A 16,362-nucleotide genomic window follows, 5' to 3' on the forward strand; every position below is an offset into this window, starting at 1 on the left:
GGCTCAGTCGGCCTGGCGCTCCTCGCGCGCGGACTGCCAGATCCGGTATGCCTGCCAGCCCACCAGCGCCACGCCGGCCAGCTTGAGCAGGCGCGAGCGCCGGGCGCCGCGCCCCATCACCATGGCCGACAGCGTCGAGCTGACGAAGGGATAGCGCCGTACCAGCGCGAACGCCTGCCAGAACAGCCGCGAGGTATTGGCCTTGCCCAGGCTGGGCCAGATGGACTTGACCATGTTGCTTGGCGTCAGCGTGCGCCCCGCCTCGACGATACCCTGCGCCAGCGCCTCGCGCTCGAGCGCGGCGCGCGCGCGCAGCAATTCAAGCCGCACCATGCGGTCTACCGAAGCCGAGTGGCGGGCCATGTCAGTCGTCCTCCGCGTTGCGCTGCCCGTCGCTGGCGCGTTGCGCATCGCGCACCCGTTCCAGCATGTCCGTATCGCGGCCGAGCTCCTCGAGCGTGGCGGCGAACGGCACGGGACCGTCGACCAGGTCGCGCCGGACCAGGAAGAACAGCACCAGCCCGATCACGCCATAGCCGCCCGCCAGCCAGCCCAGCGCGGCGTAGCGCGACTCGGTAGGCCAGAAGGCCACCGCGATCGTGATGGTGAATACCAGGACCGCCAGCGTCAGGAACAACAGCGCGCCGAAGGCCATGCCCAGCAGTTTGATCAGGCGGATCTTTTCGCCGGCGGCTTCCAGCGCCAGTAGTTCGAGGCGTGTACGCGTCAGTCCGACCAGACTGGCGGCCACGCCGAATACCGATCTACGCAAACCCATTGTGCATGCCGGGGCGGACGCGCGGCCCGCCCCGCCGTGATCAGCGGCGGCTGATCAGCAGGCCGAGCAGCAGGCCGGTCACGCCTGCGATGCTGATGGCCTGCCAGGGATTGTCGTGCACGTAATCGTCGGTGGCGCGGGCCGCTCGGCGGCCGCGTTCGAGCACCGCGTCCTGCGCGTCGTACAGCGCCTCGCGGGTGCGGCGCACCGATGCCAGCGCGCGCTCGCGCAATTCGGTCGCCTTGTCGCCCGTGGTGCTGGCGGCTTCGCGCAGCAAGGTCTCGGCATCATTGAGGCTGGTCTTGACGCTGTCGATGAGTTTCTCTTTCGTTGCTTCGTCGGATCTTCTCGCGGCCATTATCAGCTCCTTGTCGATGTGTCGATGACGCGTTCATCATACCAGCCGCGCCCCGCGCCACGCACCCCCGCGTGCTACGGGGTGCTACTTCAATTGCGTAATCTCAACGGATGACTTGATTCCGGCCTGGTCGATGTCCTGGCGCATCACCAGGTTGACGCTGGGGCAGTACCAATCGGTCACCGTGGTGTCCATGCCGGGAATCGGCAAGGTCAGGCCCTTGAAGGTGGCCATGGTGGGCTCGCTGCTGCGCGGATAGGTGATCGGCCAGCAGGCATGGCGGCCCAGCGCCGTGCTCAGGTCCTGGCGGGCGCCGACCGTCTTTTCGCCGATGCGCACCACGGTGGTCGGCTGGCCGCCCACCGGCGCCTCCTTGCCGATCCTGAGCCGGTAGCTGGCCCCGGGCAGGCGCTGCCCTTCGCCGCTGATCTTGTCGTAGGCGAACAGGCCCAGCATGCGCAGGTCGAACTGCCCCTCGGAGCGGGGCTGCTCGCCCGCCTCGGCGTACTTCACGAACGTGGCCTGGCCGTTCTTGACGGTCATCAGGTAATCCAGCCGCGACTTGCCCGGCGGCAGGCCGGCATAGCTGAAGGTGGCCATGCCCTGCACGCGCGCGCGACAGTTGTCGCCATTGGTCTTGGAAACCTCGGTGAAGCCCAGGTCGGCGCCCAGGCCGATGTTGCCGCTGCCGGTCAACTGCACCTGGCCGCCGTCATGCATGAACTTGGCGTCGCACACGCCCGCCTGCGCCGCGCCGGCCCACGCCAGCACACCAATTGAAACAAAAAATCGCACCATCATGGGCCGCTCCTGAAACGCTCGGTTCGGCGGCCCGGGACGCGGGCCGCGCTGGCTGATACTACACCGGTTGCGCCGGCCGGCGCCGCCCGGCAGACAGTTCTGACCCGCCCGTCCGCCCAGGGTTCCGGGCCGGCCGCGCCAGGGGCGGCAGGCGTCCAAATGATTAATGGCTATATGGATTCAAGAAATCGAAAGTTGTGGGGATGAACCCCGGTCCCTATGATCGGCTGACATTCGCGGGCCTTCCCGCGTGGCTGATTTCCATGACGCTGTTCCCGATTTTCGCCGACCTGACGGGGCGGCGCGTACTGGTGGTGGGCGGCGGCGCCGTCGCCGTCCGCAAGACACAGGCCCTGCTGCAAGCCGGCGCCGAGGTCGTCGTGGGCGCGCCGCGCCTGGATCCGGCGCTCGCCGCCCTGGCCGAGCAGGGCGGCATCGCCCGCCTGGACGGCGGCTTCGAACCCGCCTGGCTGGCCGGCGCCTGGCTGGTGGTGGCCGCCACCGACGACCGCGCCGTCAACGCGGCGGTCAGCGAGGCCGCGCGGGCGCGCCGGGTATTCTGCAACGTGGTCGACGATGCCGAACTGTCGTCCTTCCAGGTGCCGTCCGTCGTCGACCGGTCGCCGCTGATCGTGGCCATCTCCTCCTCGGGCGTGGCGCCCGTGCTGGCGCGGCGCCTGCGCGAGCGCATCGAGTCGCTGTTCGACCATTCGCTCGGCCAGCTGGCAGCCCTGGCGGCGCGCTATCGGCCGCGCATCCGCGCCGCCCGCCCCGACCTCGGCCAGCGGCGGCGTTTCTACGACTGGCTGCTCGACGGCCCGGTCGCGGCGCGCCTGCGCCAGCAACAGCCCGGGCTGGCCGAACAGGAACTGGAACAGGCGCTGCGCGCGCCGCAGGCCGCCCCCCGGGGCAGCGTCGTGCTGGTGGGCGCGGGCCCGGGCGACCCCGGCCTGCTGACGCTCAAGGCGCTGCGCGCACTCAATGAAGCCGACATCATCCTGTACGACCGCCTGGTCAGCGAGGGCGTGCTGGCGCTGGCGCGCCGCGACGCTGAACGCGTGCCCGTGGGCAAGCTGCCCGGCAAAGACCACGACGCCACCCAGGCGCGCATCCACGCCCTCATGCTGGCCCAGGCGCGCGCCGGCCGGCGCGTGGTGCGCCTGAAAGGCGGCGATGCCTTCATCTTCGGACGCGGCGGCGAAGAACTGGAATACCTGCGCGCGCACGGCGTGCCGTACGAGGTCGTGCCCGGCATCACCGCGGCGCTGGCCTGCGCCGCCTATGCCGGCATGCCCCTGACGCATCGCGACCATGCGCAGTCGGTGCGCATGGTCACCGCCCACTGCCGCGCCGACCAGGACACCCTGGACTGGGCCGGCCTGGCCCGCGACCAGCAGACCCTGGCGTTCTACATGGGCGTGGGCCAGCTCGATTACGTCACCGCGCGCCTGCTCGAACACGGCCGCGCGCCGGCCACCCCGTTCGCCCTGATCGAAAACGGCAGCCGGCCCGAACAACGCGTCGTCACCGGCACGCTGGCCGACCTGCCCGAGATCGCGCGCCGGCGCGGCGTGCGCCCCCCGGCGCTGCTGGTCATCGGCGAAGTCGCCGCCCTGGCCGACACCCTGCAATGGTTCGGCCAGCACCAGCGCGGCCTGCCCGGCCCGCAGGCCCTGGCCGCCTGAGCCTGGAGACTGGCACCGGCCAAGCTCCAGGAAAACCTCCTCCGCGGGGGATAGACCCTCCTCGCTTTACCAGCTGTACCGGTAGCCCGCGTGGAAGGTCCACGGCATGGCCAGCTTCGGGCCCTTGGAGTACTCGTACGAGGCATACAGGCTGTGGCCGCGGCCCAGCGCGGCGGCCATGCCCAGGCCCAGTTCGGCGCGCGTGCCGCGCAGTTCGGTGCGGTGCGCGATGCCGTTGGTGCGTACCGTACCCGCGCCGTCGAACTCCTGCAGCACGCTGGCCTTGATGTATGGCTGCACCTGCCTGCCGCCTGCCAGTTCGATGCGCTTGCCGACCTCCAGGCCCAGGCGACCCAGCACCGAGCTGCCGCCTTCGTCGCGCACCCGCAGGCCGTTGGCCGCGCGGTACGCACCGCCGCCGGCCCGGAATACCGCCAGCTCGGCCTGCGGCTCGAGGAACCAGCCGTCGGCATGGGTAAAGCGCCGGCCCGCCTCGAGCGAGGCGCCCACCCCATGGGTGCGGTACTTGCCCTTGACCGCGTACCCGTCGCTGCCCGCCACCTTGAAGTCATTCTCCAGGCGGCTGGCGCGCAGCGTCGCGTCCAGGTAGAAACCGCTGTCGGCGATATATGTGGCATAGCCCCCGACATGCACGCTGTCGGTGTGGCCGCCGCCGTCGCCGGTGAAGCCGCGGTCGCCGCGCGTATAGCCGGCCAGCCCGCCCAGGTGCCAGCGTCCGCCGGCCACCGCCACCGCGTGGTCGGCGCCCAGCTCGAAGCCGGCCACCTTCTGGTCGAAGCGCCGCCCGGCGCGGTTGTCCAGCTGCTGGCGTTGCGCGAAGCCGCGGCCCCAGGCGCCGCCGGCGTCCGGATTCAGGCGCAACTCGCCCAGGCGCTTGGACAACGCATTGCTTTCGGCGTACCAGAGCGTGCTGGCCAGGCCCACCCCACCCGTGTTGACCGCCGCGTTGGCGGCGGCGGACAACTCCCTGCCCGCCGGCGGTTGCGGCGCCGGCGCTTCCGGCTGCGGCTGCGGCGGCTGGGGACCCGGCTGCGGCGCGGGCTTGGGCGCCGGCGGCGCCTTCGCGCCCACCAGGCTCCACTGCCCATTGCCGTTGGCGGCCAATCGATAGCGATAGGTACCGATATCGACCTTGCCGTCCTTGTTGGCAAGGGTAAAGGTCGCCGCGCTGCCTCGTGGCGTCTGCACCAGCAGCAGGGTGTTGGCGCTGGCCGGCTCGCTGCCGCTGTTGCGGACCCACAGCCTGTGCTGGCCGCTGGCGTCCTGCATGACGACCAGCTTGTCGCTCAGCCCCAGGTCCGCGAAGACATTCATGCGGAACAGCCCCGAACCCGCCAGCGTATTGACCGTCAGGACCTTGAACCGCCCAGCTTCGGCCGGCTGCTGGAAATCGACGCTGCCGTCGCTGGCCAGCCGTAGCGCACCGACGTTCGAGTTGTCCGTCATGACCCAGGTGGCGTTGTCGATGGACAGCGAGTCGACCGCGCGGGTAGCGCCCGTCCATCGGGCCTGGCTGGCCAGCGCCACGTCGAGCGGCCCGATCGACGTGCCGGGAATAGAGGGCAGCTCCGTCGCGACGATGTCGCCCTGCGCATCGGCGCCCCCGGTCAGCGTCAGCTTCACGGGCTCCGGCAGGACCCGGTACAGCAGCGCTTTCCCCTGGGCATGCGCGCCGGCCTGCAAGGTGATCGACAGGGGCGCGGCTTGAGGCGCAAAGCGACGCGCGCCGCCGGTCTCGATGACATTGCCGTGCGGTGCGAACAAGCTGCCGCCCGACACCGTCACCCTGGCGCCGCGGCCCACCCGGATTGCGGCGCCCAGCTCCGGCGCCTCGACGATCGACTGGGCGAGCTCCACGCTGGAGCCCGATACGTCCACGCCATACCAGCCGTCGAGGACGGGACCGAAGCCGCCGGGACCGAAGCCGCCGGGAACCGCACCGCCGGGAACCGCACCGCCGGGAACCCCACCGCCGGCAGGCGCGTCCCCGCGCCGTATCGTCGCGCGCTGCAGATGCACGACCGCCCCTTGCATGGCCGCCACCCCCGCTGCCCGCCCGCCGGTGATGTGCCCGCCGTCGAGCGTAAGCTCACTGGCCCCCAACACAGACACCGCCGCGGGCGCGCCGCTGGCGGGCACGGCGGTCACGTTGGTGTCGCGCAGCACCACCCGGCTGGGCGGAAGGTCTTCCGGCTGCAATGACTGCAGGGCGCCGATATGCAAGCCCCCGTCGACGATGGCGCTGCGTTGGACCGTGACATTGGCGCCGCGCTCGATCTGCACGCCGCCAGCGCCCTGCAGGGTGCTGTCGGCGATGCTGGCCTGGGCCTGTTCGCCGGCCACATAGAGCGCGATGCCGTCGTCGTCCCAGGTGTCGCCGACGTTGGCCAGCGTGGCGTGATCGGCGACCAGCTTGCCGGCCTTGACGGTGACGGTGCCCAGAAAGCGCCGGATGCCATCGTCGAACAACTGTCCCGACGACGTGACACTGCCGTTCCGGAACTGCAGCTCGGCCGCGGGATTTTCTAGCAGGATGCCCTGGGCCTGACGGCCGCTTACCTTGATGGTGGTTCCGCTGGCGGTCCGTACGCCGCCCGGGTCGGAGCCCTGGATATGGATGCCATGCTGGCGCTCACCGGTCTTGACGATGGACTGGTTGTTCCAGTCGGCATGCGCCGCCGGGGCGGCGCCCAGCGCGCCCAGCGCCATGGCCAGCGTGGTGCGGCGCAGGGGCGCCGCCTTGACAATGCGTGACAGAGACATGTTCATTGGATGCCAGGTGGAGAGCAGACGCCCGCCATGCCCGCACCGCGATGGAACAGGGAAGAATGGGCGCAGCAAAAGTACGAATAACGCCATCCAGAACCGCTGCAACGCACGGTATTTGTCGTGTTACAGCGACGTATCATCGATGGCAGGAGGAAAATTCTCCTGTCCGAGATGCGTGCCGTAAGCAATCAAACGCGCACAAAATAAAGTAAGAATTCCGATATAGATGTAGGTTTTTAGAGTCGTGCGCGAAACACGCGCCGGTCCTGTGCCCGGTCCCGCCCCGCAGGCCAGGGTGCCTGTCCCCGCGGGGACAGATACCGTCTTGGCAGTCAACCGTTCATGGCGTAATTGGGCTGGTAGGGGATGCGGTTTTTGAGGACCCCGAAGCACAGATGCACCAGTTTTCTCATGGCCGCGCCCAGCGCGGCCTTTTTGCTTTTTCCTGCTTTGAGCAGGCGCTGGTAAAGGGCGCGGATGTGGGGGTTGTGGCGGGTCCCAACCAGGGCCGCCATGTATAACGTGGCGCGCACCTGGGAGGGGCCGGCTTTGGACAGGCGTGCGCAGCTGTTCAGACTGCTGCCGGATTGGCGCTGCACAGGGACCACCCCGAGATAGGCGGCCAGGCTCTGGGCGGAGTCGATATGCCGATTGTGCATGACGGCCAGGATGGCGTTGCCGGCCTGAGGCCCGATGGCGGGGATGGAGTTCAGCAGCTCGCAGTCTTGCTTGAGGTCGGGGTGGTTGTCGATGTGCTGATCGATCGCCCGCTCGATTTGTTTGATCTGTTCGCGCAAGAACGCGATGGCCTTGTCGATGGAACCATCGACCAAGGGCGCCGAGGGGCTGAACTGGCTCTTCTCTTTGCGATTGAGCTCACGCAACAGATCCTTGCTCAGCGCCTCGCGTCGCGTCAACAAGGCGCGCAGTTGACGCGCATGCAAGGGCGCCGGGTGCCACAGCGCCGGGCTCAGCGTCTGTCCATAGCGAGCCAGCACGTAGCTGTCGAGCGCATCATTTTTGGAGCGCAGCGCCAAGGCCTTGGCAAAGTCCCGGGCCTGGGCGGGATTGACCAAAGAGACCCGGACCTGGGGCAGCGCCGTGGCCGCTTGCTCGTGATACAGACCCGTAGGCTCCAGGATGGCGTGCAACTGCGCCGGCTGTGCGCCGTGTTTGGCGCACCACGCCAGCAGGGCTTGTACGCCCGCGGCGGTGTTGACCACCACCTTGGTCTTACGCTTGTCAGCCTCAGCCGTCAGCAACGTGCAATCCAGCTTGGCCTTTGATACATCAATACCTATGAAAACATGGACTTGGCCTCCTGCAGATAACAAACTGCTGTCAGCCACTGCGCCCACTTGCCTTGTACATACAGGGTCCTCGCCCTACGATACCGTCCAGTGTCTCGCCGGCCCAGCAGTGCGCTGCCGAGCCGCTATCTGTCCCACAAAGTCCTCGCTTTGGGCACCAACTCGCGGTCATCGGCGTGCGGTGGTGATAGCTAATCACCACCGGAGGAAAGATACAAGGCACCCGCTCAGCCGAGCAAACCCCCCCCACGCTGCGCCCGCTGGGCGGGCTTGCTGCCCCCCGAGGGGGCTTTTTGCCTTGGGGCGGCCCGGCGGCAAAAAAAAACCGCCTGCAAGGCGGTTTTCCTGTGGGCGGGCGGGTCCGCACGGCGCGCTATTCGGCGTGCTTCTGCGTGGTGCCGAAGATGCGGTCGCCGGCATCGCCCAGGCCGGGCATGATGTAGCCGTTCTCGTTCAGGCCCTGGTCGATCGAGGCCGTGTAGATCTGCACGTCCGGATGCGCCTTGAGCACGGCGTCGATGCCTTCGGGCGCCGAGACCAGGGTCAGCGCCCGGATTTCGCGACAGCCGGCCCGCTTGAGCATGTCGATGGCGGCGACCATGGAACCGCCGGTGGCCAGCATCGGGTCGACGATCAGGGCCAGGCGCTGGTCCAGCTCGCCCACCAGGCGTTCCAGGTAGGTATGCGCCTGCAGGGTTTCTTCGTTGCGGGCCACGCCGACCACGCTGACCTTGGCGCCCGGGATCAGGCTCAGCACGCCGTCGAGCATGCCGATGCCCGCGCGCAGGATGGGCACCACGGTCACTTTCTTGCCGGTGATCTTGTCGACCTCGACGGTGCCGCACCAGCCTTCGACGCTGGCGGGCGCCAGCGGCATGTCCTTGGTCGCCTCGTAGGTCAGCAGGGCCGCGACTTCCTGCGACAGCTCGCGAAAGCTCTTGGTGCTGAGGTCGGCGCGGCGCATGATGCCCAGCTTGTGGCGAATCAGCGGATGGCGGATTTCATGCACAGGCATGTGCGGAATCTCCAGTAAATGGCTCTCGAATGGCCGGCGGCGCAGGGCCGCCGACGGGAACATGCGGATTTTAAGCCGGTTGGCGGGCAATCACTGTTCGGCCAGCCAGGCGACCAGCGCGTCGTCGAACGACCGCACGGCGGCCGCGTTCTCGTGGTTGACCATGCTGACCACCACGTAACGCTTGCCGCTGGCTCCCAGCACATAGCCGGCCACCGCCCGTACATCGCGCAGCGAGCCGGTCTTCAGGTGGGCCATGCCCTGCGCGCCGTTGCCCTTGAGGCGCCGCCGCACCGTCCCGTCCACGCCGGCGATGGCCAGCGACGAGATGAATTCCGGCATCAGGGGCGAATTCCAGGCCACCGTGAGCATGGAAGCCAGGCTGTCGGCCGACACCCTGCCCTCGCGCGACAGCCCGGAGCCGTTGTCGATCACCAGTTCGGGCATTTCCAGCCCTTGCGCGCCCAGCACGGTGCGGGCGACCACGCCGCTGCTCTCGACGGTGGCCGGCCGGCGGCCGCGCTCGGCGCCCAGGGTCAGCAGCAGGGTGCGCGCCATCACATTGTTGCTGCGCTTGTTGATGGTGCGGATCGCCTCGCCCAGGGTGGGCGAGTCGTGGCTGGCCAGCACCACAGCGTCCGGCGGCACGACGCCGCTGCGGATCTGGCCCTTGAGGGTGCCGCCCAGTTCGCGCCAGAGCAGGCGGAACACCGCGCTGGCGTACTCGGGCTGCGACAGCGCCAGCCGGTACAGGCTGAACTCGCCGCACGAGCCGGCCACCTTGCCGCTCAGGCGGATGGACACGCCCTGCTGGGTCACCACCGGCTCGGTGCCGACCACCGGCGGCCCCGGACAACGCACGTCGCTCCACTCGACCGCGCCTTCCAGGCGCAGGCCCGGCAGCGGCGGATCGATCATCGGCACCCATTTGCGCGCCGCGGCGTCGGGCGTGAACAGCAGGCGTTGCGCGCCGAAGCCCACCATCAGGGCGTCCGGGCTGGCGTTGTAGGCCCGGTCGGAGGCGCCGTCGAAGGCGCCGGGATCGATGGCCACCTGCCCGAAAATGCTGCGGTCCACCACCAGGTCGCCGATCTGCTTGACGCCGCGCAGCCGCAGCTCGCGCAGCAGGGCCCACAAATCCTGCAGCAGCAGCTGCGGATCGCCGCCGGCGCGCAGGTACAGCGGCCCGCGCAGCACGCCGTGGGCATCCGGACGATTGCCGGGCTCGGTCAGGAATTCGGTGCGCCACGCGTAGCTGGGCCCCAGCTCGGACAGCGCGGCCCAGGTCGTCACCAGCTTCATGACGGAAGCCGGATTGCGCGGCTCCTTGGCGTTGAGCGTCGCCAGCCGCGGGCCGTTGATCTCCTGCACCACCAGCGAAAGGGACTGGTCGGGCAGCTTGGTCGCCTTCCAGGCCGCCACCAGACTGGACGGCAGGCCCTGCGCCGCCGCGCCGGCGGCGCCCAGCGCCAGCATGACGCCGGCCAGCCATTGTTGCCACTTGCCTTGTTTGCCTGCCCGCCGCATCGCTCCCTGCCTGTTACATGTTCTTTCGTTCAAGAATGCAAGCATACCTAAGCTGGCGCGCAGCGGCGCACGCGGACACATTTTCGGCGCCGCTGCCTGGCCGGCGGGCCGCGCGGGCCCCTCGCATACAATAGCGGGCTGTCCAACGCGGCCGCCATTGGCCGCGGCTTTCCATAGAACGTATCGCGTGCCCACCCCTCTTACGCTTGCCGATTTCGACTATCACCTGCCGCCCGAGCTGATCGCCCAGAGCCCGGCCGCCGAGCGCGGCGGCAGCCGCCTGCTGCACCTGGACGCGGCCAGCCGGCTGCACGATCGCCGCTTTCCCGACCTGGCCGGGCTGCTGCGCCCGCACGACCTGCTGGTGTTCAACGACACGCGCGTGATCAAGGCGCGCCTGACGGGCCAGAAGGCCACCGGCGGCAAGGTCGAGGTGCTGGTCGAACGCATCACGGCGCCGGACCGCGCGCTGGCGCACGTGCGCGCCAGCAAGTCGCCGGGGCCGGGCATGCGCCTGCGCCTGGCCGAGGCCTTCGAGGCCGAAGTGCTGGGCCGCGAGGGGGAGCTGTTCGACCTGCGCTTTCCCGCGCCGGTGCTGGACCTGCTCGACGCCCACGGCGCCACGCCGCTGCCCCCCTACATCACGCATGCGGCCGACGCGACCGACGAACGGCGCTACCAGACGGTCTATGCGCGCGAGCCGGGCGCGGTCGCCGCGCCCACCGCGGGCCTGCACTTCGACCAGCCCATGCTGGAGCAACTGGCCGCCCAGGGCGTGCAACGGGCCTTCGTGACGCTGCACGTGGGCGCCGGCACCTTCCAGCCGGTGCGGGTGCAGAACCTCGCCGAGCACATCATGCACGCCGAGTGGTACACGGTGCCCGAAGCCACGGTGGCCGCCATCGCCCGGGCACGGGCGCACGGCGGACGCATCGTGGCGGTGGGCACCACCAGCGTGCGCGCGCTGGAATCGGCCGCCGCCCAGGCGCAGGACGGGCCGCTGGCCGCCGCGCAGGGCGATACGCGGCTGTTCATCACGCCCGGCTACCGCTACCGGGCCGTCGACGCCCTGCTCACCAATTTCCACCTGCCGCAATCCACGCTGCTGATGCTGGTGTCGGCGCTGGCCGGCGTGGAGCCGATCCGCCGCGCCTACGCCCACGCGGTCGCCGAACGCTACCGCTTCTTCAGCTACGGCGACGCCATGTTCATCGAGACCCCCGCCCCATGACCGGACTGCAATTCGAACTGCTGGCCACCGACGGCGGCGCCCGCCGCGGCCGCCTGACGCTCAACCACGGCGTGGTCGAGACCCCCATTTTCATGCCGGTCGGCACCTACGGCAGCGTCAAGGCCATGCTGCCGCACGAGCTCGAGGACATCGGCGCGCAGATCGTGCTGGGCAACACCTTCCACCTGTGGCTGCGCCCCGGCACCGCCATCATGGAAAAGCACGGCGGCCTGCACGGCTTCATGCAATGGGACAAGCCCATCCTGACCGACTCCGGCGGCTTCCAGGTCTTCAGCCTGCAAGGCATGCGCAAGATCACCGAGGAAGGCGTGAAATTCGCCTCGCCCATCGACGGGGCGCGCCTGTTCCTGACGCCCGAGGAGTCGATGCGCATCCAGCGCTCGCTGAATTCCGATATCGTCATGGTGTTCGACGAGTGCACGCCGTACGAAATCGATGGGCGCCCCGCCAGCATCGACGAAGACGCCCGCTCGATGCGCATGTCGCTGCGCTGGGCGCGCCGCTCGCGCGACGAGTTCGACCGGCTGGGCAACCCCAACGCGCTGTTCGGCATCGTGCAGGGCGGCATGTACGAGGCGCTGCGCGACGAGTCGCTGGCCGGGCTGGCCGAAATCGGCTTTCATGGCTACGCCATCGGCGGGCTGTCGGTGGGCGAGCCCAAGGAAGACATGATGCGCATCCTGGCGCATGTCACGCCGCGCCTGCCGGCGCAGGCACCGCGCTACCTGATGGGCGTGGGCACCCCCGAGGACCTGGTCGAGGGGGTGGCGCGCGGCGTGGACATGTTCGACTGCGTCATGCCGACCCGCAACGCGCGCAACGGCTGGCTGTTCACCCGTTACGGCGACGTCAAGATCCGCAACGCCAGGTACCGCGACGACACGCGCCCGCTCGACCCCAGCTGCGCCTGCCACACCTGCGGCCACTTCTCGCGCGCCTACCTGCACCACCTGCAGCGCGCCAACGAAATCACCGGCGCGCGCCTGAACACCTTGCACAACCTGCACTTCTACCTGGCCATCATGGGAGAAATGCGCGAGGCGATCGCCGCCGGCCGCTTCGAGGCCTGGCGCGCCCAGTTCGCCGCCGATCGCGCGCGCGGGGTCGACTAGGGCCGGCCCCCCCGGCGGCGCGGCCCTCGTTGCGCCGCGCCAACATCGCTACAATAGTCGGCTTGCCCTGTCCAAGGCTCGCGCGGGGGACAGGCATACAGACAACCTAAATAGACTCGAACAACCAACCAGGAGTACACACCAATGTCTGCTATCGATACCGCTGGCCTCGTGCTGGCCCAGGCCGCGCCGGCCGAAGGCAACGCGCTGATGGGCATGCTGCCCATCGTTCTGATGTTCGTGATCCTCTATTTCCTGATGATCCGCCCGCAGATGAAGCGCCAGAAAGAACATCGCAACATGGTCGCCGCCCTGTCCAAGGGCGACGAGGTCGTCACCTCGGGCGGCATGCTGGGCAGGGTTTCCAAGGTTACCGACAGCTATATCACCGTGGAAGTCTCCGAACTGGCCGACAAGCCGGTCGAAGTGGTGATGCAGAAGACCGCCGTGTCCGCGGTCCTGCCCAAGGGAACCATCAAGGCCCTGTAAGGTCACACAAGGCCCCGCGTGGCGGGGCCTTGTTCCGCTCACCCCCACCGCACGAAGTAGCCGGCAATGAACCGCTATCCCCTCTGGAAATACATCACGGTCCTGGTTGCGGTCGTCATCGGCCTGCTCTATACCCTGCCCAACTTCTACGGCGAGTCCCCCGCCGTCCAGGTCTCGTCCGCCAAGGCGACGATCAAGGTCGACCAGGCCACGCTGGAGCAGGTCCAGCAGATCATCGAAAACGCCCAGTTGCCGGTCGACAGCGTCTACTACGAGCAGAACGGCACGCTGGGCACGGTGCGCGCGCGCTTTCCGTCCACCGACGTGCAGCTGCAGGCGCGCGACCTGATCGACCGCACGCTCAACACCGTGGCCGGCGACCCCCACTACACCGTGGCGCTCAACCTGCTGCCCGCCTCGCCGCCCTGGATGCGGTCGCTGGGCTGGTTCGAGCCCAAGCCCATGTACCTGGGCCTGGACCTGCGCGGCGGCGTGCACTTCCTGCTGCAGGTCGACATGCAGGGCGCCCTGACGGCGCGCTATGACTCGCTGGTGGCCGACGTGCGCAGCGCGCTGCGCGACCAGAAGGCCGAAGTCGGCGCCATCGAGCGCTCGGGCCAGTCGGTCGTGGCCACTTTCGCCACCGCCGAACAACGCGACCGCGCCCGCGACGTGCTGCGCTCGCGCCTGCCCGACCTGCAGTTCACCGAAACCAGCGACGGCGGCAAGCTGCAGCTGACGGGCATGCTCAACCCGGCCGCGGTCACCCGCGTGCAGGACACCGCCCTCAAGCAGAACATCAACACCCTGCACAACCGCATCAACGAGCTGGGCGTGGCCGAGCCGGTCATCCAGCAGCAAGGCGCCGACCGCATCATCGTGCAGCTGCCCGGCGTGCAGGACGTGGCCAAGGCCAAGGAGCTGCTGGGCCGCACCGCCACGCTCGAGATCCGCATGGTCGACGACAGCCCGGCGGCGCAATCGGCCCTGGCCGCCGGCAGCGTGCCGTTCGGCCTGGAGCGCTACACCGACCGCGACGGCCGCCCCCTGCTGGTGCGCCGCCAGGTGGTGCTGACCGGCGAAAACCTGCAGGACGCCCAGCCCGGCCGCGATGGCCAGACCCAGCAGCCGGCCGTGCACCTGACGCTGGACTCCAAGGGCGCGCGCATCTTCCGCGACGTCACGCGCGACAACATCGGCAAGCGCATGGCCATCCTGCTGTTCGAGAACGGCAAGGGCGAAGTCGTCACCGCGCCGGTCATCCGCAGCGAAATCGGCGGCGGCCAGGTGCAGATCTCGGGCAGCATGACCGCCGAGGAAGCCGCCGACACCGCGCTGCTGCTGCGCGCCGGCGCGCTGGCCGCGCCCATGTCCATCATCGAGGAGCGCACCATCGGCCCCAGCCTGGGCGCGGACAACATCGCCAAGGGTTTCTACTCGACGCTGTATGGCTTCATCGCGATCGCCATCTTCATCATCGTGTACTACCACCTGTTCGGCATCTTCTCGACCATCGGCCTGACGGTCAACGTGCTGCTGCTGCTGGCGCTGCTGTCGATGCTGCAGGCAACCCTGACCCTGCCCGGCATCGCGGCCATCGCCCTGACCCTGGGCATGGCCATCGACGCCAACGTGCTCATCAACGAGCGCATCCGCGAAGAGCTGCGCAACGGCGCCACGCCGCAACAGGCCATCCACCATGGCTTCGAGCGCGCGTGGGGCACCATCCTGGACTCCAACCTCACCACGCTGATCGTCGGCCTGGCGCTGCTGGCGTTCGGCTCCGGCCCGATCCGCGGCTTTGCCGTGGTGCACTGCCTGGGTATCGTCACCTCGATGTTCTCGTCGGTGGTGGGCGTGCGCGCGCTGGCCAACCTCTGGTACGGCCGCAAGAAGAAGCTGTCGAGCATTTCCATCGGCACCGTCTGGAAACCCAAGGCAAACTGATCGATGCGGGCGGCCCTGCCGCCCGCCGTCCTGATACGCAAGGCGAAACATGGAATTTTTCCGGATTCATCGCACCATCCCGTTCATGCGCCATGCCCTGGTGCTGAACATCATCAGCCTGGTCACGTTCCTGGCGGCCGTGTTCTTCATCATCACGCGCGGCTTTCACCTGTCGATCGAGTTCACCGGCGGCACGGTCATGGAGGTCAGCTATGCCCAGACCGCCCAGCTCGACCAGGTGCGCACGGCCATCGGCACGCTGGGCTACACCGACTTCCAGGTGCAGAACTTCGGCACCTCGCGCGATGTCATGATCCGCCTGCCGATCGCCGAAGGCCAGACCTCGGCCACCCAGAGCGAAACCGTGATGGGCGCGCTGAAGGCGGCCGATCCGGCGGTGGAGCTGCGCCGGGTCGAGTTCGTCGGCCCGCAGATCGGCCAGGAGCTGCTGCACAACGGCCTGATGGCGCTGCTGGTCGTGGTGATCGGCATCATGGTCTACCTGGGCCTGCGCTTCGAATGGAAGTTCGCCGTGGCGGGCGTGATCGCCAACCTGCACGACGTGGTCATCATCCTGGGCTTTTTCGCGTTCTTCCAGTGGGAGTTCTCGCTGGCGGTGCTGGCCGGGGTACTGGCGGTGCTGGGCTACTCGGTCAACGAATCGGTCGTTATCATGGACCGGATCCGCGAGAACTTCCGCAAGTACCGCAAGGCCTCGGTACAGGAAGTCATCAACAGCGCGATCACGCAGACGATCTCGCGCACCATCATCACCCACGGCTCGACGCAGATGATGGTGCTGGCCATGCTGTTCTTCGGCGGCCCCACCCTGCACTACTTCTCGCTGGCGCTGACCATCGGCATCTGGTTCGGCATCTACTCGTCGGTGTTCGTCGCCGCCGCGCTGGCCATGTGGATGGGCGTCAAGCGCGAGGACCTGGTCAAGCCGGTCAAGAAGGACGGCGACGAAGTCGAAATCGCCTGAGACCGTTCCCGGTAGTAAAAAACCCTGCCCGGCCAAATGCGGCCGGGCAGGGTTTTTTTACATGCAGCCCCGATGCGCGAGGCGCCTGTCCCCACTTGGGGAGCGATAGGGTGCCTGTCCCCGCCGGGACAGGCACTTCCGCCCTAGGAGCCTTGTATCTTTCCTCCGGTGGTGATTAGCTATCACCACCGCGCGCCGATGACCGCGAGTTGGTGCCCAAAGCGAGGACTTTGTGGGACAGATAGCGGCTCGGCAGCGCACTGCTGGGCCGGCGAGACACTGGACGGTATCGTAGGGCGAGGACCCTGTATGT

General features: G+C 68.5%; 14 protein-coding genes. 6 read left to right on the top strand and 8 right to left on the bottom strand.

Features of this window, described 5'->3' with window-relative positions; genetic code table 11:
- Nucleotides 1–3: 3 nt before the first annotated feature.
- From BN118_RS12755 to BN118_RS12770, 4 genes are all read right to left on the bottom strand, one after another.
- The gene (locus BN118_RS12755; RefSeq protein WP_010930161.1) at nucleotides 4–363 is read right to left on the bottom strand and encodes a hypothetical protein; all 360 of its coding nucleotides are present in this window, start codon (nucleotides 361–363) and stop codon (nucleotides 4–6) included.
- 1 nt (nucleotide 364) lies between these two features.
- Nucleotides 365–778 (bottom strand): phage holin family protein, encoded by a 414-nt coding sequence (locus tag BN118_RS12760; protein ID WP_003819794.1) that lies wholly within the window; start codon nucleotides 776–778, stop codon nucleotides 365–367.
- 40 nt (nucleotides 779–818) lie between these two features.
- The gene (locus tag BN118_RS12765; protein ID WP_003809432.1) at nucleotides 819–1,136 is read right to left on the bottom strand and encodes an ElaB/YgaM/YqjD family protein; all 318 of its coding nucleotides are present in this window, start codon (nucleotides 1,134–1,136) and stop codon (nucleotides 819–821) included.
- A gap of 84 nt (nucleotides 1,137–1,220) precedes the next feature.
- A complete protein-coding gene (locus BN118_RS12770; protein WP_003809431.1) occupies nucleotides 1,221–1,937 on the bottom strand; it encodes a hypothetical protein in 717 nt (238 codons plus the stop codon).
- 263 nt (nucleotides 1,938–2,200) lie between these two features.
- Here BN118_RS12770 and cysG point away from each other — a divergent pair, with 263 nt between their 5' ends.
- A complete protein-coding gene (gene cysG, locus BN118_RS12775; protein ID WP_014905914.1) occupies nucleotides 2,201–3,622 on the top strand; it encodes a siroheme synthase CysG in 1,422 nt (473 codons plus the stop codon).
- Between the two features lie 66 nt (nucleotides 3,623–3,688).
- Here the strand turns inward: cysG and prn are convergent, their stop codons facing one another.
- The 4 genes from prn to dacB form a co-directional block, all read right to left on the bottom strand.
- On the bottom strand, nucleotides 3,689–6,412 hold the full coding sequence (gene prn, locus BN118_RS12780) for a pertactin autotransporter (RefSeq protein WP_014905915.1): 2,724 nt from the start codon (nucleotides 6,410–6,412) through the stop codon (nucleotides 3,689–3,691).
- A 332-nt stretch (nucleotides 6,413–6,744) separates the two neighbouring features.
- A complete protein-coding gene (locus tag BN118_RS12785) occupies nucleotides 6,745–7,761 on the bottom strand; it encodes an IS110-like element IS1663 family transposase (protein WP_010930525.1) in 1,017 nt (338 codons plus the stop codon).
- Nucleotides 7,762–8,095: 334 nt separating this feature from the next.
- Nucleotides 8,096–8,737: a uracil phosphoribosyltransferase gene (gene upp, locus BN118_RS12790; protein ID WP_010930157.1), complete on the bottom strand. Its 642-nt coding sequence runs from the start codon at nucleotides 8,735–8,737 to the stop codon at nucleotides 8,096–8,098.
- 90 nt (nucleotides 8,738–8,827) lie between these two features.
- The gene (gene dacB / locus BN118_RS12795; RefSeq protein ID WP_003809423.1) at nucleotides 8,828–10,264 is read right to left on the bottom strand and encodes a D-alanyl-D-alanine carboxypeptidase/D-alanyl-D-alanine endopeptidase; all 1,437 of its coding nucleotides are present in this window, start codon (nucleotides 10,262–10,264) and stop codon (nucleotides 8,828–8,830) included.
- Between the two features lie 157 nt (nucleotides 10,265–10,421).
- On the opposite strand from dacB, the gene queA reads away from it, so the two are divergent.
- From queA to secF, 5 genes are all read left to right on the top strand, one after another.
- Complete coding sequence (queA, locus tag BN118_RS12800; RefSeq protein ID WP_023853534.1) at nucleotides 10,422–11,495, top strand: tRNA preQ1(34) S-adenosylmethionine ribosyltransferase-isomerase QueA; 1,074 nt, start codon at nucleotides 10,422–10,424, stop codon at nucleotides 11,493–11,495.
- Entirely contained in the window at nucleotides 11,492–12,628 is a 1,137-nt protein-coding gene (tgt, locus tag BN118_RS12805; RefSeq protein ID WP_014905916.1) for a tRNA guanosine(34) transglycosylase Tgt, read from the top strand. Before queA ends, tgt begins: the two co-directional genes overlap by 4 nt.
- 144 nt (nucleotides 12,629–12,772) lie before the next feature.
- Entirely contained in the window at nucleotides 12,773–13,117 is a 345-nt protein-coding gene (yajC, locus tag BN118_RS12810) for a preprotein translocase subunit YajC (protein WP_003809416.1), read from the top strand.
- Between the two features lie 66 nt (nucleotides 13,118–13,183).
- Entirely contained in the window at nucleotides 13,184–15,064 is a 1,881-nt protein-coding gene (gene secD, locus BN118_RS12815) for a protein translocase subunit SecD (RefSeq protein WP_010930154.1), read from the top strand.
- Between the two features lie 49 nt (nucleotides 15,065–15,113).
- Nucleotides 15,114–16,049: a protein translocase subunit SecF gene (secF, locus tag BN118_RS12820; RefSeq protein ID WP_003809411.1), complete on the top strand. Its 936-nt coding sequence runs from the start codon at nucleotides 15,114–15,116 to the stop codon at nucleotides 16,047–16,049.
- Nucleotides 16,050–16,362 lie beyond the last annotated feature (313 nt).

It is taken from the genome of Bordetella pertussis 18323 (genome assembly GCF_000306945.1).
Lineage (GTDB): Bacteria > Pseudomonadota > Gammaproteobacteria > Burkholderiales > Burkholderiaceae_B > Bordetella > Bordetella pertussis.

Coding starts and splice junctions, on each gene's coding strand:
- secD (WP_010930154.1), top strand. CDS start 13,184: ATGAACCGCTATCCCCTCTGGAAATACATCACGGTCCTGGTTGCGGTC.
- dacB (WP_003809423.1), bottom strand. CDS start 10,264: ATGCGGCGGGCAGGCAAACAAGGCAAGTGGCAACAATGGCTGGCCGGC.
- BN118_RS12760 (WP_003819794.1), bottom strand. CDS start 778: ATGGGTTTGCGTAGATCGGTATTCGGCGTGGCCGCCAGTCTGGTCGGA.
- tgt (WP_014905916.1), top strand. CDS start 11,492: ATGACCGGACTGCAATTCGAACTGCTGGCCACCGACGGCGGCGCCCGC.
- BN118_RS12765 (WP_003809432.1), bottom strand. CDS start 1,136: ATGGCCGCGAGAAGATCCGACGAAGCAACGAAAGAGAAACTCATCGAC.
- cysG (WP_014905914.1), top strand. CDS start 2,201: ATGACGCTGTTCCCGATTTTCGCCGACCTGACGGGGCGGCGCGTACTG.
- upp (WP_010930157.1), bottom strand. CDS start 8,737: ATGCCTGTGCATGAAATCCGCCATCCGCTGATTCGCCACAAGCTGGGC.
- BN118_RS12755 (WP_010930161.1), bottom strand. CDS start 363: ATGGCCCGCCACTCGGCTTCGGTAGACCGCATGGTGCGGCTTGAATTG.
- secF (WP_003809411.1), top strand. CDS start 15,114: ATGGAATTTTTCCGGATTCATCGCACCATCCCGTTCATGCGCCATGCC.
- yajC (WP_003809416.1), top strand. CDS start 12,773: ATGTCTGCTATCGATACCGCTGGCCTCGTGCTGGCCCAGGCCGCGCCG.
- prn (WP_014905915.1), bottom strand. CDS start 6,412: ATGAACATGTCTCTGTCACGCATTGTCAAGGCGGCGCCCCTGCGCCGC.
- BN118_RS12770 (WP_003809431.1), bottom strand. CDS start 1,937: ATGATGGTGCGATTTTTTGTTTCAATTGGTGTGCTGGCGTGGGCCGGC.